Genomic DNA, 26,052 nt, shown 5'->3' with positions numbered 1-26,052 from the left:
TTAAAATAGCTAGATAAAACCGATTGATTATGAGCTGAAAGGTGTTTTTCATGATGAAAAGTGCCTAGACAACACATAGAATAAGTGAATAACAACAGGCAACCAGCCGGATAAAGGCTGGTTGCCTGTTGTTATTTTTATAGTATTTTTTTAATGCACGAGTTGGTGCTGGGTTACGTGAAATTATTTTACGTCAGCTTCACCAATCTGTTGCGCATGTGTGACTGAGCCAGAAGCTGTGAGCTTGAAGTCTTGAACACGATCATCGTTGGTTAAAGCGACGATAATATCCGTTTCTTTTCCAGCTTGTTTAATCTGCTCAATGTTCATGTCTGCCAACAAGGTATCAGGTGTCACTGATTGGTTCACTTTGACATGTACGTGGAAAGGCTCTCCTTTGAGCTCAACAGTATCTAAGCCCATATGGACAAGCACTTCTACGCCATTCGGAGTCAAAATACCAATCGCATGTTTGGTGTCAAAAATATTAGTAATCTGACCCTCAACAGGTGAGTAGATAGAAGGATTTGTTGGCTGCACAGCATAGCCATCACCCATCATTTTTTGTGAAAAGACTGGATCTTTCACATCTGTGATTGGCAGAATAGTACCATCAGCTGGTGAAAAATACATTTCTGTTTTGATTTGAGTAGCTGAAGCTGTTGCTCCCGTCATATTTGTTGCGTTAGTTGAGCCAACACCTGCAGCAGCTGAAGCTAGTTCGGGTGCTGTATCTGCGGCATATAAGGCGCCACCATTTGCTCCGACTGGATCTAGTTTGTTTAAAATTCCTTGACGTCTGAAAATAATTGTTAAGATAATTGGAACAACGACAGCTATCACCATAGCTATAATGTAAGCTAGCCAGCCGCCACCAATTTTTGTGTTGATTGCCAGAAGGCCAGGTAAGCCACCAACTCCAATTGCGTTGGCACGAACACCCATTAATGTTGAGAACATACCAGCAATTCCAGAACCTATCATAGCTGCGACAAAGGGATAAATATACTTCAAGTTAATCCCGAACATTGCGGGTTCTGTCACGCCTAGATAACAAGAAATCATCGCTGGAATAGAAACTTGTTCTTCTTTTTCATTGCCTCTGTGTAAGAAAATTACAGCTAATACAGCAGAACCTTGAGCAATATTAGATAGTGCAATCATCGGCCATAGGTTGGTTGTGCCAAAGTCAGCAACTAGCTGCATATCAATGGCATTGGTCATATGATGGAGTCCGGTAATTACTAATGGTGCATACAGGAAACCAAAAACAGCACTGAACAGCCAGTTCACCGAAGAAGTTAAGCCAGCATTTACGATAGATGAAATCCAGCTACCGATGACCCAACCAATCGGGCCTAAAATAACATGGGCAGCAATGATTGTCGGTATCAAAGAGAACAAAGGCACGAAAATCATCGAGATGGCTTGCGGAATAATCTTACGGAAGAAGATTTCCAGATAAGCCAGTAAGAACCCAGCTAACATAGCGGGAATTACTTGTGCTTGGTAACCAATCATTTGAACTTGAGCAAAGCCAAAGTCCCAAAACGGGATGTCAGCCGCTGCCGTCTGTGCAACACTATACGCATTTAATAATTGCGGTGAAACTAAAGTAATCCCTAAAATAATTCCTAAAATTTGTGTTGTCCCCATCTTCTTGGCAATACTCCAAGTAATTCCGACAGGTAAGAAATGGAAAATTGCTTCACCAGGTAGCCATAAGAAACCATTGACTCCATTCCAAAAGACTGATTTTTCAACAATTGTTGAGCCGTCAAATTGAATCCCCTCTAAAACATTTCGAAAACCGAGAATTAACCCACCCACAATGATAGCTGGAATTAGTGGTGTGAAAATTTCTGCTAGGACAGCAATTGCTCGCTGAACGGGATTCAGATTTTGTTTGGCCAAGGCTTTACTTTGATCCTTCGAAACACCCTCAACACCAGAAACAGCAACGAAATCATTGTAAAATACGGAAACATCATTCCCAATAATGACTTGAAATTGTCCAGCATTGGTAAACATTCCCTTCACGCTAGGAATATCTTCAATAGCGGCTTCGTTGGCTTTACTGTGGTCATTAAGAACAAAACGCATTCTTGTCGCACAGTGACTGACTGCTGCAATATTTTCTTTGCCACCGACTTCTTTTAGAAGCTTCTCAGCATCTGCTTGATACTTACCCATAGTTTTGTACCCCTTTCTTTTTAACTTGTGTATACAAGTTTGTTAATTCGTTTTCATCATACCTTTGAACAAGAAAAAATGCAAGCGTTTTAATATATTTTTTTCGATCTTTTCTAGTTGTAAAAGTTTCCTTCTATAAAATGAACGGCAAAAATTCGCTTGAAAATTAAATGAGTATTGGGAGTGAATGAATACTTCAGTGGAAAGATGGATTCAGTAATCAGGGAAAAGTACGCCTAATTAAAAAAATAGAAAAAAGAATCGTCCTGTTTTGGAGGGGCTAAATAGGCGGAAATAAAAGAGAAGGCCAATTTTCTATTAGAGATTTATCTAGGTGCGAAAAAAATAAATTACTTGTTTTTATTGAAAAAGCTTTCACTATCATTTATACTCATGGTAACATGTATAGACAAGTGAAAGGGTGTCGAAAAATGCTAACGATTAAGCGAGTGAAAGATGAACTGATAATAAGCGACGAGAAGAAGGAGTTGCGCTGGGCAGGGACGTACACCCAGATAGATGTTAGACAATTGGCAGAAGAGATTGCGGAAAAATTCCCTCAAGCGACAAGTGGAATGATCCTGACTGAAACAGAAAAACACTTAGAAAGTCCAAAGGGAATCGTGTTTGAAGACGCAGTGCAGAGTTTTCGTCAGGCATTGGGTGAAGCGTGGAATTGTCCGGTTATCTTCGATAGTGAAGTGACGACATCAGAAGCAGAGGCGCTTGAGCAAGAAAAAGAAAAGATGGGTTGGCTTCTTCGTTATTATGGCTATCAACCAGGGAAAGACGAGTATGCAGCGGAATCTCTATTGACTGTCGGAAACGGCTTTATCGGATTAAGAGGAACGACGCCCGAGATGCGGATTAGCGAGGATCATTATCCTGCTACTTATTTAGCTGGGTTATATAATACAGCTGTTTCGGAGGTTGCTGGCAAAGAAATTAAGAACGAAGATTTCGTCAATGCCCCTAATATGCAAGGCTTGACTGTAAAAATTGATGGGGAAGAGTTGCTTTTTACTGAAGAACAAGTTGGCTATTTTGAACGAACACTTGATATGCGGACAGGATTATTTACGAGTACGACTCATTTTAAAACAGCTAGTGGAAAAGAAGTTGAAGTAGTCGCCAAAAAAGTGGTTAGTATGGCCGACAGACATCTCTACGCGTTATCTTATCAAGTAACACCATTGAATTTCTCGGGTGAGATTGAATTAATTAGTGAAGCAGATGGCGGCGTTTATAATTACAATGTTGCGCGGTACCGTAGCTTAACGCATCATCATTTAGAGGTGCTGGAAATTGGGTCTGAAGGGACTAAAAGCCGCTTACTTGCGCAAACTCGCCAATCGAATATACTAATTTGTCAGCAAGCAGAATTAAAGAGTGACGCTATTTCATTTGAGCATATGACTAGTGAACAAACCGATACCAAGGTGCGTCAGATAATTCCCGTCGCTGTGACAAAAGGACAATCAATCAAGGTGGAGAAGATCGTTTCTGTTTACTCAGAAAAAGCGCGTGCTAAGGCTCGTTCAAATGATACGCTAAATTCTGAAATATCAAGTATGGAGGCCAATCCACCAGCTGGAACATTTGAAGAAATCACGCGTGCCTCTAGTGAGTCTTGGGCAAAATTGTGGCAACGAGCAGAGATTAGTCTGGCTGGCGATCGTTTGTCTGAAAAAATGCTACACCTGCATACGTATCACTTATTAGTCTCTGGTTCTCCAGTGGGGAATCATCAGTTGGATGCCTCGATTACGGCGCGGGGGTTACATGGTGAGGCATATCGCGGACACATTTTCTGGGATGAGTTGTTTATCTTACCATTTTACATTATTCATTTTCCGGAAACGGCGCGACAATTATTAATGTATCGCTATCAACGATTGGATACTGCGAAACAAGCGGCAAAAGAGGTCGGCTATGAAGGAGCAATGTATCCGTGGCAATCAGGACTTGATGGAACTGAGCAGTCACAAGAACTGCATTTGAACCCAATTAGTGGGGAATGGAGTGAAGATCATAGTCGTTTGCAGCGCCACGTTTCACTGGCAATTGCCTATAATGTTTGGCTATATACTCACAATACTAATGACCATGAATTTATGGAAAAGTATGGGATTGAGCTGTTGCTAGAAATCGCTAAGTTTTGGCTAAGTAAAACAGACTTTAATCAGGAGACGGGGCGTTATTCGATTGCTGGTGTAATGGGGCCTGACGAATTTCATGAAGCCTACCCAGACAGTCAGACAGGCGGATTAACGGACAATGCCTATACCAATATGATGGTGGTGTGGTTGTTCGAAGAAATCGAAAAAATTTATCAAACCTATCAACCGTCTGTTTTATCAGCTATTCAAGAGAAGGTCGCTTTGACTGAGGAACAGCGTAAGCAAATGGAACAAATAAAACATGCCCTGCATTTGGAAATTAATTCGGAAGGGATTATTGCTCAATTTGAAGGCTATTTTGATTTAGAAGAAGTTGATTGGACCTATTACAAAGAAAAATATGGCAATATCTATCGAATGGATCGGATTTTGCAAGCAGAGGGTCGCTCAGCGGATGAATTTAAGGTGGCTAAGCAAGCCGATAGCCTGATGATTTTCTATAATTTGCATAAAACACGGGTTGATCAGCTTCTAAAGGATATGAATTATCAATTGCCTGAAGATTATTTGGAAGAGAATCTAGCGTACTATCTGGCTCGGACTTCTCATGGTTCGACACTTTCACGAATTGTTCATGCACAGCTGGCGTCGATCGTCGGTGATCGGTCGCTTGCTTGGCAGTTGTACCAAGAAGCGTTACAGTCTGATTACCGAGATATTCAAGGAGGGACGACTGCCGAAGGGATTCATGCAGGCGTGATGGCGGCTACTTTATTTATCACTCTGACGACCTTTGCGGGCATTGATATTAGACAAGAACGAATTCACATGCAACCTCGTTTACCTGAGCAGTGGCAAGAGTTATCGTTCAAGTTGACAATTAGAGGCATTCATTTTTCATTTACTGTCTCGCACACACAACTTATAATAGAAGCAAGTGAAGCAGTTGAGATGACGGTCGACGATCAGGTCATTCAACTTGTACCGAATAAAAAAATGGAAATCAGATTAGGAGAATAGTAGATGAAAAAAGGGTTTATTTTTGATTTAGATGGTGTGATTACGGATACGGCTAAATATCATTACGTGGCTTGGAAACAGCTAGCAGATGAGTTAGGCATTTCGATTGATTTGAAATTTAACGAACAATTGAAAGGCATCAGTCGGATTGATTCTCTAGAACGGATTCTTGAGTATGGTGGAAAATCTAAGCAATATTCTACTGCAGAAAAAGAGGCATTAGCCGAAAAGAAAAACACAGAGTACGTCCAATTGTTACAAGATTTGACACCGGCAGATTTACTACCTGGCGTAGAAGCTTTTCTTCAAGCAGCAGCAGCGAAAAACGTGCCATGTGGAATTGCTTCAGCTTCAAAAAATGGACCATTTATTTTAGAAAAACTTGGAATTAAAGAGCAATTCTCGGTGATTGTTGATCCTAGTTTGTTAAAGAAAGGGAAGCCAGACCCAGAAATCTTCCTTCGAGCTGCAAAAGATTTGGGGATTGAACCAAGTGAAGCAGTCGGATTTGAAGACGCACCAGCTGGAATTGTAGCCATCAAAGCGGCGGGCATGTATGCAGTTGGCGTGCAGACAGAGGAAGTATTAGAAGGTGCTGATCAAGTAGTCAGCCGATTAGATGAATTATCAGTCGATGAATTATTAGCTAAATAAAGAGTAACTCACATCAGCAGTGGCTAGTGTGATAGATAAGTGGCGGATAGGTAGAATTTTCTTGTTCAAAGAGAAGTCTGCCTATTTTTCTTTGATTTTTACTGGAAGAAGACTGGATTTCTGTGCGACTAGTGGTTGATTTAAAAAAAGCAGACGATTATACTTGTAGGTAGTCAATCAGATAAGGAGCCGGTCATGAATAAGTTTAATGAAATTTTTTTAGACCTCGAACGAAAGATTTTAGAAAATGAATACCCACCGCAGACATTGCTGCCAAGTGAAAATCAATTGATCAAGATTTATGGCGTCTCTAGGGAAACCATTCGTAAAGCATTGAATTTATTAACTAATGCTGGTTATATTCAAAAAAAACAAGGAAAAGGGTCAATTGTGCTAGATTTGAATCGCTTCGATTTCCCAATTTCTGGGTTAACAAGCTATAAAGAATTACAACAGACTCAAGGTATTCCTAGTCAGACAATTGTACATACATTGGAAGAGACGGTTGTCCCTAAAAAGTTAAGTGAGCTAACTGGTTGGTCGACGGACGAAGTTGTTTGGCAATTGATACGTCAACGGAAAATTGACGGCGAAATTGTTATTCTAGATAAAGATTATTTAGTGAAGTCAATCATTCCTAAGCTACCTAAAGAACGAGCAGCCGATTCGATTTATGATTATTTTGAAAATGATCTACAACTAGAAATTGCCTATGCACAAAAAGAGATTACAGTGGAATCGGCCAGTAAAGAGGTCCAAGAATTAATGGAATTAAAAGAAAATGAACCAGTCGTTGTCATCCGAAGTTTAGTTTATTTGGAAGATACACGCTGCTTTGAATATACTGAATCGATTCACCGCTTAGACAAGTTTCGATTTGTGGAATTCGCTCGCAGAAGAAAAGTTTAATGAAGAAAAAATGGAAGGAAGAGATTTATGTCTGACTTAACGATTAAAGAACTCGCTGACGAACTGGGAGTCAGTAAAGATAAAGTAAAATACCGTGTACGGAAATTACCTAGCGATTTTACCTACAAAAAAGGAAATGTTACCTACCTAACAAAAACTGCTGTAACAACGATTCGTTCGGAATTCAACGAGGTAGAAACGGAAACAGTACCTAGGGAAACACCTAGTGAAGTACCTAGCGATTACCCAGTCCATAACGATGATTTTCTAAAGGGTATCATCGAGAAGAAGGACGAACAGATAGAACACCTACAAGAGATGCTCAAAACACAACAAAAATTAGTGGATCAGCAACAGCAATTGACCTTACATGCCAATAAGCAAATTGAATTGTTGCAGACACAGGTGAAAGAATTAAAAGCGCCTGTAGAAGTTGGTCATTCTTCAAACCAACAACTTTCAATAGAAGGAACTAAGCCTGAAGAAAAAGAAGATAAAGAAGCAAGTGAAGTAGTAGCAACGAAGGCTAGTGAAACGGTCGAAACGCCGCAAGAGGAAAGTTCATCCGCGGAGACTAGTAAAACTGATGAAGATCAACAAGCTGAGGAAGCAACAAAAGCTGACGAGTCAACTGAAAACGAAGTGACTGAAGAAACGACTGACGATAGTGTGAAAGAAACTGAAGTAGATTCAGATGAAAAGGCAGAGTTGAGTGAAGAACCAACTGAAGATTCAAATGAGGAATCAGGTTCGACAACTGGCGAGACCACTGAAATCGCAGATAAACAAGTGGAGGCAGCTTCAAAAACAGAGGCGAATGAAAAAGAGCCATCTGCGACAGAATCGAACGAAAAAACTGAGACAACTCAAGCAGATACCAGTGCAAAAGCGACTGCTGAGACCAATTCGAATAAAACAGCTGAAGCAGCTGTAAAAGTCGAAAAGAAACCTGGGTTGTGGGCTAGATTATTTAAAAAATAAGCTAACAAGAAAATTGGATAGCATACTGTAAGTGTAGATGGCTATTCACTTAAATGAATAATAAAAAGGAAGGTCCTCGCAAAATGTGAGGACCTTTTTCTACTAGTCGCCATTCGCACTGTTTTCTGGGATTTTAGCAGAGAACAAAGTAGTAGGATTCCATTGCCTATTAGGTTTTGCATCTAGAATCATCATTTTTACCTCGTTTTTCACCATGAAAAGTGTGCGAATGAGGACTAGTGGGGAAAAAGAGGTCCTTTATTACTCAAAAAATGTGATTTTTGGAACTCATAAAAGTCATAGAACCGTATAGAGAAGGGATTGTGCTGAGATTTTCCATGAAAATACATTCGGTACTATTAGTGTTAATTAACTTGAAACGAGAAATAGTCCACTAGTCTTCATTCGCACTGTTTTACAAGATTTTATAGGTGCTTCAAACTGCGAGAATCCATTGGATACTGGGTTTCGCTGTTAAATCAATCTTTTTTCACCATGAAAAGTGTGCGAATGAAGACTAGTGGGAAAAAGAGGTCATTTATCGTCCGATTGAAAATTAAAATATGGTGACAATTAAATTAGGATTGACTAATCTATTCTTAGTTTGGTACGCTTATAAGTAAAAAAACTGAGAGGTGTCATATGAGAAAGATTGGGATTATTGGATTGGGGAATGTTGGTAGCACACTGGCGTATTCATTGGTATCAAAAGGGATTGCTGACGAGCTAGTACTGATTGATAAGGAAGAGAAAAAGGCGGTGGCTGAGCAATACGATTTATTGGATGCACAGGTTCATTTGCCGAGTAAAACAGTCGTAAAAATCCAGAGCTATGAGGAGTTATCTGATGCTGATATTATCGTATTTTGCCCAGGGAAAATCACTGTCTTAGCGGGTGAAGGCGGGCGCTTATTGGAGCTACGTTTGACCAGTAAAATGGTTGAAGAAATAGCACCAAAAATTAAGGCTTCAGGGTTCAATGGGATTATCGTAGTAATCACGGATCCTTGTGATGTAATTACGACTTACATGCAAAAATTAACTGGATTACCGACAAATCAGGTGATTGGAACAGGGACTTTACTAGATACGGCGCGGATGAAACAGGCTGTAGGAAAAGCGTTAACCATAGATAGTCGTTCAATTGAAGGCTTTGTTTATGGTGAGCATGGAGAATCGCAATTCGTTGCTTGGTCGACGGTGACGGTCGGCGGAAAATCTATTTTTAATTTAGATGAAAAACAAGACTTGGAACAATTGAAAGAGGATGCTCGATTGGGCGGTTGGAAGATATTTTCTGGGAAAGGCTATACCAGTTATGGAATCGCGACCTGCACAACGGCGTTAATTCAAGTGATTTTCAACGATGCCCAGGCTATTTTACCTATTTCAGCATATGATGAATCAGCGGGAATCTATTATGGGCAACCAGCAGTTGTTGGAAAAAATGGGGTAGAACGATTGAGTCCATGCGTATTGACTGACGAAGAGTCTGGAAAATTACAGGAATCAATCACGGTGATTCGCGGAACATTTGATGGGATCGTAAAAGGTGAGTGATAGAATAGGAACGTTGGTTTAGTAGGGGAATGTTAAGAGTTGAGATTTTGGGTTAGAGGTAGTGTTTTACTATTGCTCTTAGCATGTCATTCCGTTAGGTGTTCCTGTAAAAGCGGAGCTGATAAAGCCCACCAGAGGGTAGCTGGTGGGCAAAGGAGTTAAAAAATGAAAAAGTGTTTTTGTTAGGGTTGTTTGTTGGTATGTATATAATATAACGAACAAGTTTGAATTAATTGTGATGAAAGTGTAGTAAAAGAGTAAAGAAACTTATAAGGAATTTGCTGTAGTAGAATTTCATAAGTTGATTGAAACGAGAAAGTTGTTTTACCTTCTTTTCTGATGCTAGCTATGTATTTCCATTGTGCTTAGTTGTAATAAAGACTATAACTAAGTAAGAGCGTACTTAGATGAGGAGAAAAATTATATGGAAGATGTATTGGTCCGAAAAATTGGGAACTCAATCGGCATTATTCTACCAAAAGAAAGTGACTTACGAGTAGGAGACGTAGTAGGTTATAAACAAGATGGTGAAAAAATAATACTGGATATCCAAAATGTTGGAAGAGAGCATGATAGAGAATTAATCGAAGATAGCTTTAAAAATTTTTCCATGGAAAATAGTTATTCTGAAGAAAAAATGAAAGAAAAATTTGGAGAGCATAGTTGGGGTTCACAAAATACTTGAGGTAGCTAGTATAGAGAAATCAACTAGATGGTTTTATAACTGTTGAATTGAGCAGCTAGGGACGGGTAAGGAATGAAAATGTACCATTTTCTTTATTGTCCTACGCATACCATTCTGCTAGATGGTTGTACAGCTATAGAGTTGAGCAGCTAAGAGCGTTTAAAGGAAGTGAATTGTGCCAATTCACAGGATTGCTCTACGCATACCATCCCACAAAATGGATCTTTAAAAATTGTATTGAGCAGCTAAGAGCGTTTAAAGGAAGTGAATTGTGCCAATTCACAGGATTGCTCTACGCATACCATTCCGCTACTGCGATACTTGGTAAGCGGAACTGGCAACTGGCAACTGACAAAAAAATAGCCCACCAGAGGGTAGCTGGTGGGCAATAGGAGTTAAAAAAATGAAAAAGTATTATTGTTAGGGTTGTTTGTTGGTATGTATATAATATAACGGATAAGTTTGAATTAATTGTGATGAAAATGTAGTAAAAGGGTAAAGAAAGTACTGAGAAAGTTCGATGGTTAATTGTTTGCCGGATGAATGTTCTAGCTGTTGATTTTATTGATTTCCTTGAGCATTGGAGCCCACTGAGTGGTGGATCGTGTGCTATACTTTTTCCAAAGTAATTCAGAGAATGAGTGGCTGGATTATCTGGAGGAGGATGCGATTATGGATAAATCTAAGGATGAATTGAAAGAGCGTTTATCGCCGATTGAGTTTGCGGTGACGCAGGAGAATGCGACGGAGCGGCCGTTTACTGGGAAATATGATGATTTTTATGAAAAAGGAATTTATGTCGATATCGTGAGTGGGGAACCGCTATTTGTTTCGACTGATAAATATGATGCGGGTTGTGGTTGGCCGTCATTTTCTAAGCCGATTGAGAAAAAAGGTGTCAAAGAGAAGGCAGATTTTACTCATGGCATGCATCGCGTTGAGGTGCGTAGTCACGAGGGAGATTCTCATCTAGGGCATGTATTTACCGATGGTCCACAGGATCAAGGTGGTTTGCGTTATTGCATTAATTCAGCTGCATTACGTTTTGTGCCTTTGGAAAAAATGAGCGCAGAAGGCTATGAGTCTTATGTCGATTTGGTGAAATAGAGAGTTGATAGGTTCAGGTAGCAAGATTCAGGCTATCTGAACTTTTTTCGTGGGCTAATTTGTGCTACAATAAAGCGAATATATGTTCAGAAAGGAAAAATACATGTACGAATATATTATTGGTCAGGTGACCTTTATTAGTCCCGCTTATATTGTTATTGAAACGCAGGGAATCGGCTATCAGATTGCGATGGGAAATCCCTATCGTTATAGCTCAAAATTAAATCAAGAAGTGAAAATTTATCTTCATCAAGTGATTCGAGAAGATGCTCACTCATTTTATGGTTTTAATAATTTAGAAGAGAAGCAATTATTTTTACGCTTAATTAGTGTCTCAGGCATTGGTCCGAAGAGTGCCTTAGCGATTATGGCAAATGAGGATCATGAAGGCTTAATTCAGGCGGTTGAAACGGGAGAAGTTGCTTATTTGACAAAATTCCCTGGTGTCGGCAAGAAGACGGCACAACAAATGGTCTTGGATTTGAAAGGGAAATTAGGCGAGTTAGCTGGCGAAGTGGCGGTGAAAGCTACGCCAAAAGTTTCCGGAAATCAAGCGTTGGAAGAGGCTGTATCTGCATTGACAGCTTTGGGCTACAGCGAAAAAGAAGCCAAACGTGTCGAGAAATTGCTTGAAAAAGAACCGGCTATGGCGACGGATGAATACCTACGCTTAGGCTTGAAACTCATGATGAAAAAGTAAGGAGGAGTCGTGATGACAGAGGAACGAATCGTCTCGCCAGAAACAAATGAGCAAGAGGAAAGCTTAGAAAAATCATTACGTCCTCAGTACTTAGCACAATATATCGGTCAGGATAAAGTCAAACAAGAGTTGAGTATTTACATTGAAGCCGCGAAAAATCGTGAAGAATCGTTGGATCACGTCTTACTTTATGGACCGCCGGGATTAGGGAAAACCACGATGGCGATGGTGATTGCTAACGAGATGCAGGTCAATATCCGAACAACTAGTGGGCCAGCGATTGAACGGCCAGGCGATTTAGTGGCTATTTTAAATGAGCTTGAGCCGGGCGATGTGTTATTTATTGATGAAATTCACCGGCTACCACGTGTAGCGGAAGAAATGCTGTATTCGGCGATGGAAGATTTTTATGTGGATATCATGGTGGGACAAGGCCCGACTGCTCATCCGGTTCATTTTCCACTCCCACCGTTCACATTAATTGGTGCGACGACCAGAGCGGGGATGCTTTCGGCGCCTTTACGAGACCGTTTCGGAATTATTTCGCATATGGAATATTATAAAGAGAGTGACTTGAAAGAAATCGTGCTTCGTTCATCAGATATTTTCGCGACAGAAATTGTTGAAGACGGGGCGCTAGAAATTGCCCGCCGTTCACGTGGCACACCACGAATTGCTAACCGTTTATTAAAACGTGTACGAGATTTTGCGCAAGTTCAATCAGATGGGGTGATCGACCGAAGTGTGGCGGATCAAGCATTGATTATGCTGCAGGTCGATCAGGCAGGTTTAGATTATGTCGATCAAAAACTGTTACGAACGATGATTGAATTATACGGCGGCGGCCCCGTAGGCTTGAGTACATTATCAGTCAACATCGGCGAAGAAACGGAAACGGTGGAAGATATGTATGAACCGTATCTGATTCAAAAAGGTTTCATCAAAAGAACGCAAAGAGGCCGAGTTGCGACAGCATTGGCTTATGAACATTTCAACTATCCTTATATGGGGAAAGATGAATAGGAAATATTATAGAACCAATTTATCTACTGAAACACATAGAGAACAAACTGTGAAGATATCAAATCTTCACAGCTTGTTCTCTTTTTTAGGTTCTGCTATTCGTCTACCACGTTTTGGCAGTGGCGCGTTAAGAAAAAGTCTTTTAACGTATGGGCGATGGTTTTTGCTAGTGGATTGTCTTTCGTTAAATTGGATGATAGGTAGATGGTTCGTTCAATCGGGAAATCTTCAATCGGGCGAATGACGAACGGGTCGTTTTGATCATAGGACCATGAAATCTTTGGGAAGAAGCTAATTCCTAATCCTTGTCGTAGGACGGATCTGAGGGTTGCTGGATCGTCCATGACAGAGCCTATCGTTAGTTCGATTCCTTTGCCTTCTGCGGCTAAATCAATCGTTTTTCGGAAAGCATTTTTCTTAGAGAGCATGGTGATTGGCACGCGTAAGATGTCTGCTAGATAAAGTTTTTCTTTTTTAGCTAGTGGGTGATTTTTAGGCAGCGCAATATAGACGGGTTCCGTTAAAATCGGGCTATTGATTAAGCCTTTTTTCTCCTCAGAAGTAATCGACAGAACATTTGCCTGGGTATAGTCGGGCAAGGTGTCGTGTTGCATGATGGATAGCTGAATGTCTGGATGCTTTTCTGAAAAAGTCCGAACCAGACTAGGTATCGAGATTGAGGCTACATCTAAATGAAGCTCAATAGAAGAAATATCTTGATCGTTTAAAGAACGAAGCACGTCTAATCCGTCATCGAGTGCTTGAAGACTTTTGACAACGTAAGGATAGAAATTTTCTGCGTAGGCAGTTAATTCAATATTACGACCTTGGTGAGAGAACAGAGGCACATCCAAATTTTTTTCTAAGTTCTTCATTGCTCGACTTAATGCAGGCTGAGAAGTATAGAGTTCTCTGGCTGCTTGAGTGATATTTTTTGTCTCAACGATTTTCTTAAAATAACGCAGATGTAAATAATTCATCAGTCGTTTTCCTCCATCCATATCTTTATGGTTATAGGTTGTTATCATATCGATATTTATCATTATAGCAGAGATTCGTTAAGATAGTCATAGAAGCTCTTATATGAAAGGAGGTGCAGTGATGAGTAGTGGATTTTTATTTCCCGGACAAGGGGGGCAAGGCTTGGGTATGTTGAAGGATGTGCCTAAGGAATATATCGAGGCTTGTCAAAAAATAACCGGCATTTTGTTAGAAGAGACGCCATTGTGTTATGAGGATACGGTGTTCACGCAATTAGCGTTAGTCGTAAAGGCTGCTTTTTATACGGATGAGTTGAAGAAGCGAGAGATTTATCCGGAGTTAGTTGCGGGTCATTCGATTGGCGCATTTGCCGCAGCTTATGCGTGTGGCGTACTGAATCTAAACGAGATGCTCGCGTTGGTCTATCATCGGGCTTCATTGATGAAGAAAGCTTATCCCAGTGGCTTTGGTATGGGTGTGATTGTTGGCCTGACGCGTTCAGAAGTCGAAGAATTGGTTGCTAAAACCTTCGATGAAGCTCATCCGGTGTATGTTTCTAATGAAAATTGTCCGATGCAACAGACAATCTCAGGGAGTATTCAAGGAATGGAGCATACGCTTGAGGCAGCGAAGCAATATCAAGCTCAGACAGCTAAGTTATTAAAAGTAGCCGTTCCTTCCCACTGTTTATTAATGGAAGATACGGTCGAAGCTTTTGCACCTTTTGTTGAACACACGCAATTAGCACCTCCTTCTTGTACGTATTTAAAAAATACTGATGGGCGCGCAACAACTGATAAAGAGGAGATTCGTCAAGATTTACTGAACAACATTGCCCACCCTGTTCAATGGAATAAAATCATGGATGTGACAAAAGAACTGGGCATGAAGATGGCCATCGAGCTGCCACCGGGCAAGACGTTAACGAATCTTTATCAAGCGAAGTTTGGTGAGGAAATCAGGCTGCTTAACCTTGAACAGCATGGAATGGAAGATACAGTCTTTCTATATGAAAAATGGAGATGAATTTGATAATGGAAAAAGAAAAAAGAAATTGGGCTTCAAAACGTGAGAAAAAAGCGAAGACAATGGCGAAAATCAGTGAATTGATGGATGGAAAATACATTCAAACTGAGGCAATTGTTGAGGTCTTGGAACGCTTAATTACACCGGGCGACAAGGTTGTTTTAGAAGGCGATAACCAAAAACAAGCGAGCTTTTTATCAAAGAGCTTAGAAAAAGTCAACACAGAGAAAGTCAATAATTTGCATATCATTATGTCGAGTATTTCTCGCCCAGAGCATTTAACAATCTTTGAAAAAGGGATTGCTGACAAGATGGACTTTTCATATGCCGGTGCTCAAAGTGTGCGCGTCGCACAAATGATCGAAGATGGCACGATGAAGTTAGGCGATATTCATACGTATCTAGAATTATACGGCCGTTTATTTGTTGATTTAATTCCAAATGTGGTCTTAGTTGCTGCAGATAAAGCAGATAAAGCAGGCAATCTTTATACCGGTTATAACACAGAAGAAACACCGACGATTGTTGAAGCGGCAGCCTTCAAGGACGGTATTGTGATTGTTCAAGTGAACGAAGTGGTGGATAAATTACCACGTGTCGATATCCCAGGTGACTGGATTGACGTGATTGTTCAGTCTGATGAACCGTATCAATTAGAACCACTATTTACACGTGACCCACAAAACATCACGGAGCTCCAAATTTTGATGGCGATGATGGCTCTAAAAGGAATTTATGCAGAGCATGAAGTACAATCATTGAATCACGGGATTGGCTTTAATACCGCAGCGATCGAATTATTGTTGCCAACGTATGGCGAAACTTTAGGAATTAAAGGGAAAGTTGCGAAGAATTGGGTCTTAAATCCACATCCAACGATGATTCCAGCGATTGAGTCTGGTTGGGTTGAAAGTATTCATAGTTTTGGTGGCGAAGTTGGCATGGAAAAATATATCTCGGCTCGTCCAGATGTGTTCTTTGTCGGCAAAGATGGCACCATGCGTAGTAACCGTGCTTTATCACAAACAGCCGGCCAATATGCAGCGGATATGTTCATCGGCTCAACTTTACAATTAGATTATGAAGGCAATTCTTCAACGGTTACAAAAGGTCGTCTATCTGGTTTTGGTGGCGCCCCTAACATGGGCCATAATCCTGGCGGACGTCGTCATTCAACACCCGCATGGCAATCATTACGTCAAGGGGACGATCCATTAGGCAAAGGCCAAAAATTAGTGGTTCAAATGGTTGAAACCTATGGCTCAAACAAGAAACCAGTCTTTGTCGAAACGCTGGATGCTATCGATGTGCAAAAACAAGCGGGACTTGCGAATGCACCGGTGATGATTTATAGCGAAGACACGACGCATATTGTGACTGAAGAAGGGATTGCTTATCTCTACAAAGCCAAAACAAAAGCTGAAAAACAAGCAGCGATTGCAGCGATTGGTGGCGTGACACCGATTGGCATGACTAGCACAAAAGCGTCATTAGATGAATTGAGAAAAGCCGGAATTGTTAAATTGCCAGAGGATTTAGGCATCAAACGTAGCGATGCTAAACGTTCTTTATTAGCTGCTCAAACCATCGACGATTTAGTTGAATGGTCAGATGGCTTGTATGAACCCCCAATGAAGTTTCGGACTTGGTCATAAGAAGGAGATAGAGAAGATGGAACAATTAACGTATACCTATAAAGCAACCCAACCAATTAAAGAAAAAGTGCATGTGGGCGTAGTTGGCTCAGGTGACTTAGAAATATTACTGTTTCCAACTGAAAAAAGTGAAGCGACTGTTCGAGTATGTACTGGTAGCGATAGCTTTGATGAAGTGTGGAAAAATGTTTTGACGCGATTTTTTGATCGTTATCCTATTTTGTCAGATATCGTAATTAATGATTTTGGTGCGACACCAGGTGTTGTTTATTTACGATTGACACAAGCAATGGAGGAAATTTCAGATGAAAAATAGTTTTGTTGAATTAGCAGCAAGAGAACGTGTCGCGGCCTTATTAGATGATAAAAGCGGCCGCGAATTGATTGATCCTTTTGACCAAATGATTGCTCCGAACTTGGTCGCACAAGGGATTGTCCCAGAAAGTGATGACGGGATCGTAGTTTGTCGCGGTACGATTGATCAAAAAGCAGTCGTTGTGATTGCGACAGAAGGAAAATTCCAAGGAGGCGGGATTGGCGAAGTATCAGGCGCTAAAATTATTGCTGCCTTAACCCACGTTCTAGAAGAAAATCAAGCAGGAAATGAAATTATTCCAGTACTGATTTTAGATACCGGTGGCGTGCGTTTGCAAGAAGCAAATTATGGCCTACTTTCGATTTCAGAGATTGGTAATTTAATCGTGGCTTTGAAAAAATATGTGCCAGTGATTGGCGTCGTTCCTGGACGTGTCGGTTCATTTGGTGGCATGTCTATAACGTCAGCTCTAATGAGTTACTTGATTTCAACGAAAAAAGCCCGAGTTGGGTTGAATGGACCTGAAGTCATTGAACAAGAAGCTGGCGTGCGTGAATTTGATGCGAGCGACAAAGACCTCATTTGGAATACAGTAGGTTCGCGTCAACGGTTGAATGCGCAGGTGGTCGATGAAGTGGTTACGGACTCAGTCGAAGCGATTCAGGCAGCGGTAAGTACGGCAATCAAAGAAAGAGTCGACAGTCATCGCAGCGAACGAGCTGACTTTTACTTGTCGCTTCTATCAGAATTAGACCTATCTAAACCGATGACTATTGAGGACTACAACCAAGCATTGAACAATCATAAAGAAGAGAAAGTGGCGTTACCAACGATTACTGAGTCACAAGAATTCGTGAGTGATAGCGTGGGATACCAATGGTTCCAAGCGTTAACTAACTACAGCCAACCTAAATCTTCTGTCGGAACAGTCTATTATGGGGCATCTGATAAATTTTCGGAAGAAGCCGTCGTGACTAGCATTATTCCAGACAACGAAAATCCGATGTATCGTGTGAGAAATGGCGAAGTGGGTCTAGTTGAAGGCTTTCGCATGGGACAAATTCTTGAAGCAATCTATCAAGAAGATAAAGACAAATCAGTCAAGCGTCCAATCGTAGCAGTTATTGATGTGCCAAGCCAAGCTTACGGCTACAATGAAGAATTGATCGGGATCCACATGGCGCTAGCAAATAGTGCCGCAGGCTATGCCAAATTACGTCAAGCGGGTCACCCAGTTATTGGCGTGATTGCCGGAAATGCTATCTCAGGTGCGTTCTTAGCACATGGCTTGCAATCCTCTCGTTTAATCGCCTTGAATAGTCAAGAAATCAATGTCCAAGCGATGTCTAAAGCGAGTGCTGGACGGGTAACTAATCGAACGATTGAAGAAATTGAAGCGGCAGCTGAAAAAGTACCAGCAATTGCTTATGATGTGAAAAACTTTACTCGATTAGGCGCTGTCTATGCATTTTTAGAAACAGTTGTCAGTCAAGAAACAACGGAAGATAGCGTTAATCAAGTAATTTCTGCTGTGAATGCAGCCATCAAAGATGTTCGAGAAACCAACGACACGATGCTAACTAATCGTTACACAAATCAAATTGCGGTCGATGGTGGACGTGTAGAAACAAATAAAGTGTTCAAAAAAATGAATGAAGAATGGAATGGATAAGTAATGGATGCTCATGATATTGTGCAATTTCAAAAAACGGAAGCTCTTCAAGTTGACTGGCCAGATTGGTTTTGTGAAACAGATCCGCTCTATGCAACCGTGCGTCGAGGAACAGCCACGCAAAATAAACTACCTGTCGGCCTCAGAGGCAAAGAACGCAGTCAACGATTTGCTTTTGAGCTGCCTCAAGAAGCCGTGACAGCAGTCATTCATCCGTGGCAGCTGACCGAAAAAGAGAGCTTTCGTAAAACTGAAATTGCTCAATATCCTGTTTATCTTGCTTTCCAACAAGCAAAGAAAATTCTGAAAGGATCAAAATGGGGTGTTGGCGGGAGTTTAGGCTTTGAGCTAGCCACAGGATTTCCAACTGTGAAGGAAACCAGTGATTTTGATTTGCTTATTTATACCAAGGAGCTAGCTGATTTACCTTTAACGGTCATTCAGCAAAACCTTGAATATTTTCACCAAGTAGACACACAAATCATCACTGAAAAAGGCGGTTTTGCTTTAAAAGAGTACCTCAGAAATCATGGGAAGAAACTCCTGCTTAAAACCATTACAGGTCCTGTATTAACGGATGAGTTATGGTAAAAAAATACAGAAAAGTGAGAAGATGACATGTTTGAAAATAAAGAAATCAAGATTAATGTAAGTGATTTTCAAAAGGTGTTTGCCGTAACGGCCGTAATGATGCAAACGATTTTGACCTTTGCCTTGAGCAACACACACAATGAAACAACGGCTACCTTCATCGGTGCTTTTTATGTGATTATGAAATATACGGCGCCAATGTTTATTTTTGCAATTGTTTATAACATGGTAAAAACGAGTCAGCATTTAACCTATATCGAATTTTTGAAGGAAAAGTTTTTTGAATTGGTGGTGCCCTATCTTTTATGGACAAGCGTTTATTTATTCGTCTTTCCAGCGGTTCAACAAAAGGTTCCATACACTGATACAGCCAGCTTTCTTTTGAAATATGTCACGGGTGACGGTGCGCCACATTTGTGGTATACCGTGATGATGCTCCAAATTCAATTACTAATGCCTTTCTTTGTTTGGTTAGGCTACAAGGTATTTAACAAGAAAAAACAAGTGCTTCCTGTGTTATTTTTAGCGACAGTTTTGTATGTCGTTTGGTACCTATTCTATCAAAATCAAGTCTTTGCAGGTGTCCACAATGAGGACTGGTATTTACTTGATCGTTTAGTACTCAGCTTTTTAATCTATGGCATTTATGGTGCGGCAGCCTTCCGTTATCATGAAGAGTTGTACACCGTTCTTAACAAAATTCGTTTCGCGTTGATTCCTGTAGGAATAGCTATTACAATGTTCGCGATTAAAGCTATATTAGCAGCACCCGGCGAGGTTAGCTTCGGCAATGCGCCGTACCTCAATACAATTCAAAGTCTCTATAGCTTATTGATTGTGCTTGCTGTTTTCTTATTTGCTTCTAAGATGATTTTGAAAAATTCGTTCTGTTTACCTGCTTTCAAATGGCTCTCAACTTACGCATACAGAACCTATTTAGCCAACGTCTTTGTTTTCCAAACGTTATTATTGGTCTTCAAAGATACTTGGTTGAAATTACCAACAGGCGCGATGATTATTTTTGCTTACTTATTGACAGCAACCTGCGCCTTCTTCCTATCGTTCATCTTGCATATCGTGTGGTCATGGGTTAAAGGACTAGTGCATCCACAAAAGGAAGTTGCTCATTTAGTTAAGAAATAGAGAATCATAGGAATTCGTAATCGGAAGGACCTATTTATTCAATAAATAGGAATAATAAAATGAAAAGAAGGAGTGCAGAGGATGAATAAAGTGGTTGAAAAGAGCCAAGTAATTAGTTGGACACTAGCGAAAAAGGTGGAAGCAGCCTTGATTGAGGAAGTCAGTCTAACGCCAAAACCAGGCCTAGTGGATCGACTAAATAATGGCTCTCATGAAGACATGAATTATCAATTATTCATCAAATCAGCTCGCGCGTTAACACCTTATTTTTATGAAATGGCTCAAGCAGCATGGGGCAAACCCGTCAATCAGGAACTAAGAGAAGCGATTGCGCAGATTGGTCGACAAGCAGAAGAAGCGATGTATCAAGCAACCGACCAAGTCAATACGCATAAAGGTGCTATCTGGTCGTTAGGCTTGTTGGTCAGTGTATCGGCTAGCCAAATGAGCTTGCAAGGCTTCGTCGATACGCGAACAATCTTTGACGAAGTTGCAAAACTAGCGGCTTATCCCGATCGGACCTATCAGAAAGCACCAGTCAGCCGTGAATCAAAAGTTACCCACGGGCAAAAGGTCAAACAACAATTTGGCGTATCCGGAGCCTATGGGGAAGCAGTCGCTGGCTATCCACATGTCCAACTTGCATTGGACGAGTACGAACGCCATACTGACGAAACCACACAAATGCGCAATCTGCACATGCTCTTAGCGATTATTGGTTCATTAGATGATACGTGTATTTTATATCGTAGCAATCAAGAAACACTGACCCATGTCCATCAGCTTGCCAAAGAAGCCAATCAAACTGCCCTACCCAATCAAGCATTTCTAGCGCTGATCGCCTACTGTGAGGAAAAACAAATCTCGCCAGGAGGAAGTGCTGATCTGCTGGCAGCCAGTCTTTATGTTCAAGGAATGAAAGAACAGGATGGACTGTTGTAGAGAATTGAGTTGGGAAAATCTAGACAAATAAAAATCACTTCCTTTTGGGGAAGTGATTTTTTTATTTGTCTTTTAAGTTGTGGTTCCTTGAATTAACTTGACGGGTAATAAATAATTTTTCTCAAGTGGTTTATCTGGTACTTGAATTCGTTGTAGTAATAAATCAACCAGAATTTCCGCATAATCAGCTAACGGCTGAGCAATCGTTGAGAGCTGAGGGAAATAATTTTGAACGAATTTTGTCCCATCATAGCCAATAATTTTTAGCTGCTCTGGCACTTTGATGCCTAGCTGTTGGCATTGATTGTATGCCAGAATTGCCGTTAAATCATCGGTACAAAATAGACTATCAATCTCTTCTGATTCTAGGATTCGTTTGATTTCTAGATTCTTTAGCGTGGTCGAGCGAGCAGTCGATTGCAGGTGGAAAACTTTAGGTTCCAGTTGCTGCTCCTCTAGAAATTTTAGATACCCATTTAAACGATAATTCGTTGGTGAGTCAGATTCTTGCGAGCCTGTAAGCATCGCAATCTTTCGAGCACCACGCATATATAAGGTTTCGGTAGCTAAGTACCCGCCTTGGAAATTATCACTTCCGATAATCGGAATGTTATCGGCTAAATAACGGTCGAAAGAAACAATCGGTAACTCAATGTCTTCATATTCTGAAATCCCCAAATTATGGGCACCAGCGATAATACCGTCAACTTTATTTGCAGCTAGCATGTTGAGATAGTGGCGCTCTTTTTCTTTGTTATTGGCGCTGTCGCACAGAATGGCGCGGTAGCCTAAATCAAATAATTTACTTTCGATTCGTTCAACCAATTCTCCGAAAAAAGGGTGCGCAACTGTCGGGAAAATCAGGCCAATCAGCTGAGTATTTTTTCCTTGTAAGGAACGGGCAAGTGAGTTTGGCTGATAGTTCAGCTCTTTCATCGCTAGATTTACTTTATCAATGGTTTTTTGACTCAATGAGCCATAGTTATTAATGACACGAGAAACTGTCGTAGGTGAGACACCCGCTTTTTTGGCAACGTCTGTTAGTTTGACAACCATTTTGTCCATCCTTTTATAGCACTGTATTTTTTCGCAGTTGCCATAGCGTGCCTGTATAATTAGTAGAACAGTCAATCTGAAAACCTGTCTGTTCTGTCGAAGGGAAGGCGCGCATTGTAGCGACTTCTTGTCCTTCGTTAATGAAGACTTCAACAACGGAAGAATCGACAAAAATTTGCAAGCTGAGTGCTTGTTTTTTGATTGAGAACTCTCTTGTTTGGCCATAGTCTTCAGCAAAGGGTACGCCAGCTAAGCTGCGATCTATCTTTATTTTACCATGCTTAGAATCAAAATTAATCATTAATCCCTGATTTTGTTCTGGATGACTAAATAAAGTGAGCGTACCGACTGCTCCTTCTTCAAACGTTAGATTCAGCTCATAGCAGTTTGTTTGACTGTCATAGAAAAATGCTTCGTTGTTTTCGAAGTTGAAAGGCTCTGTACAGCGACGTTCAACCATCTCTTTGACGGGTTGCTGATACAGTATTTGATCTTTCACCGTGAGTTCTTTTACCATGCTCAGACAATGGGCCCAATTTTCTTGATCAGTGGGATAATCGATCTCAGGCAGTCCCACCCAGCTGATAGCAAGCATCCGGTTATCAGGAGCTATAAAGGCTTGGGTAGCATAGACATCAAAGCCTTCATCTAAATTTTTAATAACCGAAGGATTCACCAGCTGATTTTCAGTTCGGTCATACCGTTCACCAATCGTATACATATTAGGATAAATATTTTGATAAGAACAAATCGCTGGATCTAATCCTTGAGGACAGAAAAGGAGTAAAGCAAATTCATCTTGAATTAAAAGGTTAGGGCATTCAACCATAAAGCCCATTTTCTCTTCAGTAAAGCGTAAATTTCCAATCAGCGTCCAGTTTAATAAATCAGCGCTACTATAGGTCAGAACTTCGCCTGCTTCTTCTTGATTCTGGGCTCCAATCACTAAAAGATACTCTTCTTTATAACGGAAAATCTGGGGATCTCTGAATTCAGCTGTATAACCTGCTGGAGGTGCGACAATCAAAGGCTGCTCTAATTTTTCAATCTGCCCATCCTTTGTCATGAAGGCACCGAGTTGATAGGAATGCCTTTGCCAAGTTTCATCGCGCACATTTCCTGTATAGGCCATAAATAATTTATCGTCTAGCGGAAGTGCAGAACCCGAGTAGACACCATGGCTATCGAATGGGCCATCTGGTAAAAGAGTGGTTCCTTCTGCCTGCCAATCAACCAAATTAGCAGAACTCATGTGATACCAAGATTTAATGCCGTGAACCGGTCCCATAGGGTAAGATTGATAAAAGACATGCCACTTTTCATTAAAGTAAGAAAAGCCATTTGGATCATTTAGTAAGCCAGTCTGCGGTTGGATATGGTAGTGTAAACGCCAAATAGAGGCATTAACCGTTTGCTCTAGAGCGTTGAAATATTCTTGTGGCCATTCTTTATAAGGACGGTAGCGCTGTGCTTGCGTCCACTGTTTTTTTAAAGGCATGAGTTGTCTCCTTATAAGCGTATTCTTGAGCATATTTTATACTGTAATAAATAATATGTCAAACGTATAACAATTATAAAGTTAATTTCAAATATATCATTCTCGCGTTTGTCGTTTTAATTAAAATTAAAATTGATAAACGTTTGACAATTTTGAAAAAGAATGGCATACTTTGTTTTGAAAAAGCGATTTCACTTATCAAATAATAGAATTAACTTAATGGGAGGAATAAAAATGGATTACAAAAAAGTGGCTGAGGAGATAAATAAAGCCCTCGGAGAAGACAACGTACAAGCGGCGGCCCATTGTGCAACTCGTCTAAGACTTGTCTTGAAGGATTCATCGAAAGTCGATCAAAAAGCGTTAGATAATAATGACGCAGTGAAAGGCACTTTTGAAGCAAACGATCAATTCCAAATCATTATTGGCGCCGGGGATGTCAATAACGTGTATGATGAATTCGTGAAAATCACGCATGTAAAAGAAGCATCAACAGCTGATTTGAAGGAAGTGGCTGCAGCAGGGAAAAAGAATAACCCTGTGATGGCTTTTATTAAGGTCTTATCAGATATCTTTGTTCCGATTGTCCCAGCTTTAGTTGCTGGTGGTTTATTGATGGCAATCAATAATGTCTTGACGGCACAAAATTTATTTGGCCCGCAATCGGTTGTCGAAATGTTCCCGAATGTCACTGATTTTGCTAGTATCATTAACTTACTCGCTTCCGCGCCGTTTGCATTTCTACCAATTCTAGTTGGTTTTTCTGCAACAAGAAGATTTGGCGGAAATCCTTATTTAGGAGCAGCGATGGCCATGGCGATGGTGATGCCTGATTTGGTCAATGGCTATGGGGTAGCCAATGCAATTGCTGAGGGTACCATGCCTTACTGGAATATTTTTGGGATGAATGTTGCCCAAGCAGGTTATCAAGGTTCCGTGTTACCAATCCTTGCTGTGTCTTATATTTTAGCTATGTTAGAAAAGTTTTTCCACAAACGAATTCCGAATGCGTTTGATTATACGTTTACACCGATGTTAGCTATTATTATTACTGGATTTTTAACGTTTATTGTTGTCGGTCCATTTATGCGAATCGTTTCGGATGGTTTAACCGAAGGGCTAGTTTGGCTCTATAATACGACGGGTGCAATTGGTCTGGGTGTCTTTGGCTTATTCTACTCACCGATTGTTATCACTGGGTTGCATCAAAGTTTTCCTGCAATCGAAACAACTTTATTAGCAGATATTGCGAAAACTGGCGGCTCATTTATTTTCCCAGTTGCTTCTATGGCAAATGTTGGACAAGGAGCTGCGACGCTTGCTATCATGATGCTTACGAAAAATCAGAAACAGAAAAGTTTAGCAACCTCAGCGAGTATTTCAGCGATGCTAGGTATTACTGAACCAGCAATCTTTGGTGTGAATCTAAAACTGAAATTCCCATTCATTTGTGGGATGATTGCTTCCGCTGTTGCCTGTGTCTTCATTGGCGCATTCCACGTCGTTTCAGTAGCGATGGGACCAGCGAGCGTGATTGGTTTTATCTCAATTGCTTCAAAATCTGTGCCATTCTTTATGATTGGGATTGTTATCAGTTTAATTGTTGGTTTCTTAACGACTTATTTTTACGGAAAAAGTCACATGTCATTATTAGCAAGCGAAGAAGTTTCAGAATCTGCTAATCAAACTGAAGAGTCAGCTGAAGTTTCAGCAATTGCTGCAAATTCAGCGTCTAGTCAAGCAGTGAAAGACGACGTATTGGCGGCCCCTGTTAGCGGAACAGTTGTCGAATTAAGCCAAGTCAATGATCCAGTATTTTCTACAGAAATGATGGGAAAAGGACTGGCATTCAAACCTACTAAAGGAATTATCTACGCGCCAGCTGATGGTGAAATTACGGTCAGTCATGCCTCAAAGCATGCTTACGGACTCCAAACAGCTTCGGGTGCAGAAATTCTGATTCACATTGGCATTGATACAGTGAAAAGAAATGGTGACGGCTTTGAAGCAAAACGTGCAAAAGGAGACAAAGTCTCTAAAGGCGATATCTTGGGTACCTTTGATCGTGAAGCGTTAGAACAAGCCGGCTTCGATACAACGGTCATGTTGATTGTGACCAATACAAAAGCTTATTCAGCAATTAATCCATTGTCGAATGGTACTGTCGAGGGTGGGCAAGATATTTTGACAGTCGTAGCGAATGACAATAACTAAGTAAGT

The 26,052-nt window shown here is 40.7% G+C and carries 21 protein-coding genes; 17 read left to right on the top strand and 4 right to left on the bottom strand.

The genetic code is table 11. The features are described from left to right. Positions 1 to 183: 183 nt before the first annotated feature. Positions 184 to 2,193: a PTS system trehalose-specific EIIBC component gene (gene treP, locus BAU15_RS05500; RefSeq protein ID WP_161841741.1), complete on the bottom strand. Its 2,010-nt coding sequence runs from the start codon at positions 2,191 to 2,193 to the stop codon at positions 184 to 186. Positions 2,194 to 2,624: 431 nt separating this feature from the next. On the opposite strand from treP, the gene BAU15_RS05495 reads away from it, so the two are divergent. The 9 genes from BAU15_RS05495 (at position 2,625) to ruvB (ending at position 12,952) form a co-directional block, all read left to right on the top strand. Further along, positions 2,625 to 5,333, top strand: coding sequence for a glycoside hydrolase family 65 protein (locus BAU15_RS05495; RefSeq protein ID WP_161841884.1), 2,709 nt, complete (start codon positions 2,625 to 2,627; stop codon positions 5,331 to 5,333). Between the two features lie 3 nt (positions 5,334 to 5,336). After that, a complete protein-coding gene (gene pgmB, locus BAU15_RS05490) occupies positions 5,337 to 5,987 on the top strand; it encodes a beta-phosphoglucomutase (protein WP_161841740.1) in 651 nt (216 codons plus the stop codon). Positions 5,988 to 6,182: 195 nt separating this feature from the next. Next, a complete protein-coding gene (gene treR, locus BAU15_RS05485) occupies positions 6,183 to 6,896 on the top strand; it encodes a trehalose operon repressor (RefSeq protein ID WP_161841739.1) in 714 nt (237 codons plus the stop codon). A 27-nt stretch (positions 6,897 to 6,923) separates the two neighbouring features. Then, positions 6,924 to 7,877, top strand: coding sequence for a hypothetical protein (locus BAU15_RS15560; RefSeq protein WP_202622713.1), 954 nt, complete (start codon positions 6,924 to 6,926; stop codon positions 7,875 to 7,877). Between the two features lie 642 nt (positions 7,878 to 8,519). Then, positions 8,520 to 9,437 (top strand): L-lactate dehydrogenase, encoded by a 918-nt coding sequence (locus tag BAU15_RS05475; protein WP_161841738.1) that lies wholly within the window; start codon positions 8,520 to 8,522, stop codon positions 9,435 to 9,437. A 424-nt stretch (positions 9,438 to 9,861) separates the two neighbouring features. Further along, complete coding sequence (locus BAU15_RS05470) at positions 9,862 to 10,122, top strand: AbrB/MazE/SpoVT family DNA-binding domain-containing protein (RefSeq protein ID WP_161841737.1); 261 nt, start codon at positions 9,862 to 9,864, stop codon at positions 10,120 to 10,122. Positions 10,123 to 10,794: 672 nt separating this feature from the next. Next, a complete protein-coding gene (gene msrB, locus BAU15_RS05465) occupies positions 10,795 to 11,229 on the top strand; it encodes a peptide-methionine (R)-S-oxide reductase MsrB (RefSeq protein WP_161841736.1) in 435 nt (144 codons plus the stop codon). A 103-nt stretch (positions 11,230 to 11,332) separates the two neighbouring features. Beyond that, positions 11,333 to 11,929 (top strand): Holliday junction branch migration protein RuvA, encoded by a 597-nt coding sequence (gene ruvA, locus BAU15_RS05460; protein ID WP_161841735.1) that lies wholly within the window; start codon positions 11,333 to 11,335, stop codon positions 11,927 to 11,929. A gap of 12 nt (positions 11,930 to 11,941) precedes the next feature. Continuing rightward, the gene (ruvB, locus tag BAU15_RS05455) at positions 11,942 to 12,952 is read left to right on the top strand and encodes a Holliday junction branch migration DNA helicase RuvB (protein ID WP_161841734.1); all 1,011 of its coding nucleotides are present in this window, start codon (positions 11,942 to 11,944) and stop codon (positions 12,950 to 12,952) included. A gap of 95 nt (positions 12,953 to 13,047) precedes the next feature. Here ruvB and BAU15_RS05450 read toward each other — a convergent pair whose 3' ends face one another. Next, positions 13,048 to 13,932 (bottom strand): LysR family transcriptional regulator, encoded by an 885-nt coding sequence (locus BAU15_RS05450; protein WP_161841733.1) that lies wholly within the window; start codon positions 13,930 to 13,932, stop codon positions 13,048 to 13,050. Positions 13,933 to 14,053: 121 nt separating this feature from the next. Between BAU15_RS05450 and BAU15_RS05445 the strand changes: the two genes are divergently transcribed. From BAU15_RS05445 to BAU15_RS05415, 7 genes are all read left to right on the top strand, one after another. Continuing rightward, positions 14,054 to 14,959: an acyltransferase domain-containing protein gene (locus BAU15_RS05445; protein ID WP_161841732.1), complete on the top strand. Its 906-nt coding sequence runs from the start codon at positions 14,054 to 14,056 to the stop codon at positions 14,957 to 14,959. An 8-nt stretch (positions 14,960 to 14,967) separates the two neighbouring features. Beyond that, positions 14,968 to 16,614, top strand: coding sequence for a malonate decarboxylase subunit alpha (mdcA, locus tag BAU15_RS05440; RefSeq protein ID WP_161841731.1), 1,647 nt, complete (start codon positions 14,968 to 14,970; stop codon positions 16,612 to 16,614). Between the two features lie 16 nt (positions 16,615 to 16,630). Beyond that, positions 16,631 to 16,930: a malonate decarboxylase subunit delta gene (locus BAU15_RS05435; protein WP_161841730.1), complete on the top strand. Its 300-nt coding sequence runs from the start codon at positions 16,631 to 16,633 to the stop codon at positions 16,928 to 16,930. Continuing rightward, complete coding sequence (gene mdcD / locus BAU15_RS05430; protein WP_161841729.1) at positions 16,920 to 18,602, top strand: biotin-independent malonate decarboxylase subunit beta; 1,683 nt, start codon at positions 16,920 to 16,922, stop codon at positions 18,600 to 18,602. Before BAU15_RS05435 ends, mdcD begins: the two co-directional genes overlap by 11 nt. 3 nt (positions 18,603 to 18,605) lie before the next feature. After that, positions 18,606 to 19,193 (top strand): malonate decarboxylase holo-ACP synthase, encoded by a 588-nt coding sequence (locus BAU15_RS05425; protein ID WP_161841728.1) that lies wholly within the window; start codon positions 18,606 to 18,608, stop codon positions 19,191 to 19,193. A 27-nt stretch (positions 19,194 to 19,220) separates the two neighbouring features. Then, positions 19,221 to 20,336 (top strand): acyltransferase family protein, encoded by a 1,116-nt coding sequence (locus BAU15_RS05420; protein WP_161841727.1) that lies wholly within the window; start codon positions 19,221 to 19,223, stop codon positions 20,334 to 20,336. 81 nt (positions 20,337 to 20,417) lie between these two features. Beyond that, entirely contained in the window at positions 20,418 to 21,278 is an 861-nt protein-coding gene (locus tag BAU15_RS05415) for a triphosphoribosyl-dephospho-CoA synthase MdcB (RefSeq protein WP_161841726.1), read from the top strand. A 72-nt stretch (positions 21,279 to 21,350) separates the two neighbouring features. Here BAU15_RS05415 and BAU15_RS05410 read toward each other — a convergent pair whose 3' ends face one another. Beyond that, on the bottom strand, positions 21,351 to 22,334 hold the full coding sequence (locus tag BAU15_RS05410; protein WP_161841883.1) for a LacI family DNA-binding transcriptional regulator: 984 nt from the start codon (positions 22,332 to 22,334) through the stop codon (positions 21,351 to 21,353). Between the two features lie 13 nt (positions 22,335 to 22,347). Continuing rightward, positions 22,348 to 23,832, bottom strand: a complete 1,485-nt coding sequence (locus BAU15_RS05405) for a sucrose-6-phosphate hydrolase (RefSeq protein WP_161841725.1) — start codon at positions 23,830 to 23,832, stop codon at positions 22,348 to 22,350. A 234-nt stretch (positions 23,833 to 24,066) separates the two neighbouring features. Between BAU15_RS05405 and BAU15_RS05400 the strand changes: the two genes are divergently transcribed. Further along, positions 24,067 to 26,046 (top strand): sucrose-specific PTS transporter subunit IIBC, encoded by a 1,980-nt coding sequence (locus BAU15_RS05400; RefSeq protein ID WP_161841724.1) that lies wholly within the window; start codon positions 24,067 to 24,069, stop codon positions 26,044 to 26,046. Positions 26,047 to 26,052: the final 6 nt, after the last annotated feature.

It is taken from the genome of Candidatus Enterococcus huntleyi (assembly GCF_009933175.1).
GTDB classification, from domain to species: Bacteria; Bacillota; Bacilli; order Lactobacillales; family Enterococcaceae; genus Enterococcus_K; species Enterococcus_K huntleyi.
This window is presented reverse-complemented; position numbering and strand designations above follow the sequence as displayed.

Bases quoted from the DNA above. Each gene is read 5' to 3' on its own strand.
- BAU15_RS05470 (WP_161841737.1), top strand. From the start codon at position 9,862: ATGGAAGATGTATTGGTCCGAAAAATTGGGAACTCAATCGGCATTATT.
- BAU15_RS05425 (WP_161841728.1), top strand. From the start codon at position 18,606: ATGGATGCTCATGATATTGTGCAATTTCAAAAAACGGAAGCTCTTCAA.
- BAU15_RS05400 (WP_161841724.1), top strand. From the start codon at position 24,067: ATGGATTACAAAAAAGTGGCTGAGGAGATAAATAAAGCCCTCGGAGAA.
- mdcD (WP_161841729.1), top strand. From the start codon at position 16,920: ATGAAAAATAGTTTTGTTGAATTAGCAGCAAGAGAACGTGTCGCGGCC.
- BAU15_RS05415 (WP_161841726.1), top strand. From the start codon at position 20,418: ATGAATAAAGTGGTTGAAAAGAGCCAAGTAATTAGTTGGACACTAGCG.
- BAU15_RS05410 (WP_161841883.1), bottom strand. From the start codon at position 22,334: ATGGTTGTCAAACTAACAGACGTTGCCAAAAAAGCGGGTGTCTCACCT.
- pgmB (WP_161841740.1), top strand. From the start codon at position 5,337: ATGAAAAAAGGGTTTATTTTTGATTTAGATGGTGTGATTACGGATACG.
- BAU15_RS05435 (WP_161841730.1), top strand. From the start codon at position 16,631: ATGGAACAATTAACGTATACCTATAAAGCAACCCAACCAATTAAAGAA.
- treP (WP_161841741.1), bottom strand. From the start codon at position 2,193: ATGGGTAAGTATCAAGCAGATGCTGAGAAGCTTCTAAAAGAAGTCGGT.
- BAU15_RS05405 (WP_161841725.1), bottom strand. From the start codon at position 23,832: ATGCCTTTAAAAAAACAGTGGACGCAAGCACAGCGCTACCGTCCTTAT.
- BAU15_RS05420 (WP_161841727.1), top strand. From the start codon at position 19,221: ATGTTTGAAAATAAAGAAATCAAGATTAATGTAAGTGATTTTCAAAAG.
- treR (WP_161841739.1), top strand. From the start codon at position 6,183: ATGAATAAGTTTAATGAAATTTTTTTAGACCTCGAACGAAAGATTTTA.
- mdcA (WP_161841731.1), top strand. From the start codon at position 14,968: ATGGAAAAAGAAAAAAGAAATTGGGCTTCAAAACGTGAGAAAAAAGCG.
- BAU15_RS15560 (WP_202622713.1), top strand. From the start codon at position 6,924: ATGTCTGACTTAACGATTAAAGAACTCGCTGACGAACTGGGAGTCAGT.
- msrB (WP_161841736.1), top strand. From the start codon at position 10,795: ATGGATAAATCTAAGGATGAATTGAAAGAGCGTTTATCGCCGATTGAG.
- BAU15_RS05445 (WP_161841732.1), top strand. From the start codon at position 14,054: ATGAGTAGTGGATTTTTATTTCCCGGACAAGGGGGGCAAGGCTTGGGT.
- BAU15_RS05495 (WP_161841884.1), top strand. From the start codon at position 2,625: ATGCTAACGATTAAGCGAGTGAAAGATGAACTGATAATAAGCGACGAG.
- BAU15_RS05475 (WP_161841738.1), top strand. From the start codon at position 8,520: ATGAGAAAGATTGGGATTATTGGATTGGGGAATGTTGGTAGCACACTG.
- BAU15_RS05450 (WP_161841733.1), bottom strand. From the start codon at position 13,932: ATGAATTATTTACATCTGCGTTATTTTAAGAAAATCGTTGAGACAAAA.
- ruvB (WP_161841734.1), top strand. From the start codon at position 11,942: ATGACAGAGGAACGAATCGTCTCGCCAGAAACAAATGAGCAAGAGGAA.
- ruvA (WP_161841735.1), top strand. From the start codon at position 11,333: ATGTACGAATATATTATTGGTCAGGTGACCTTTATTAGTCCCGCTTAT.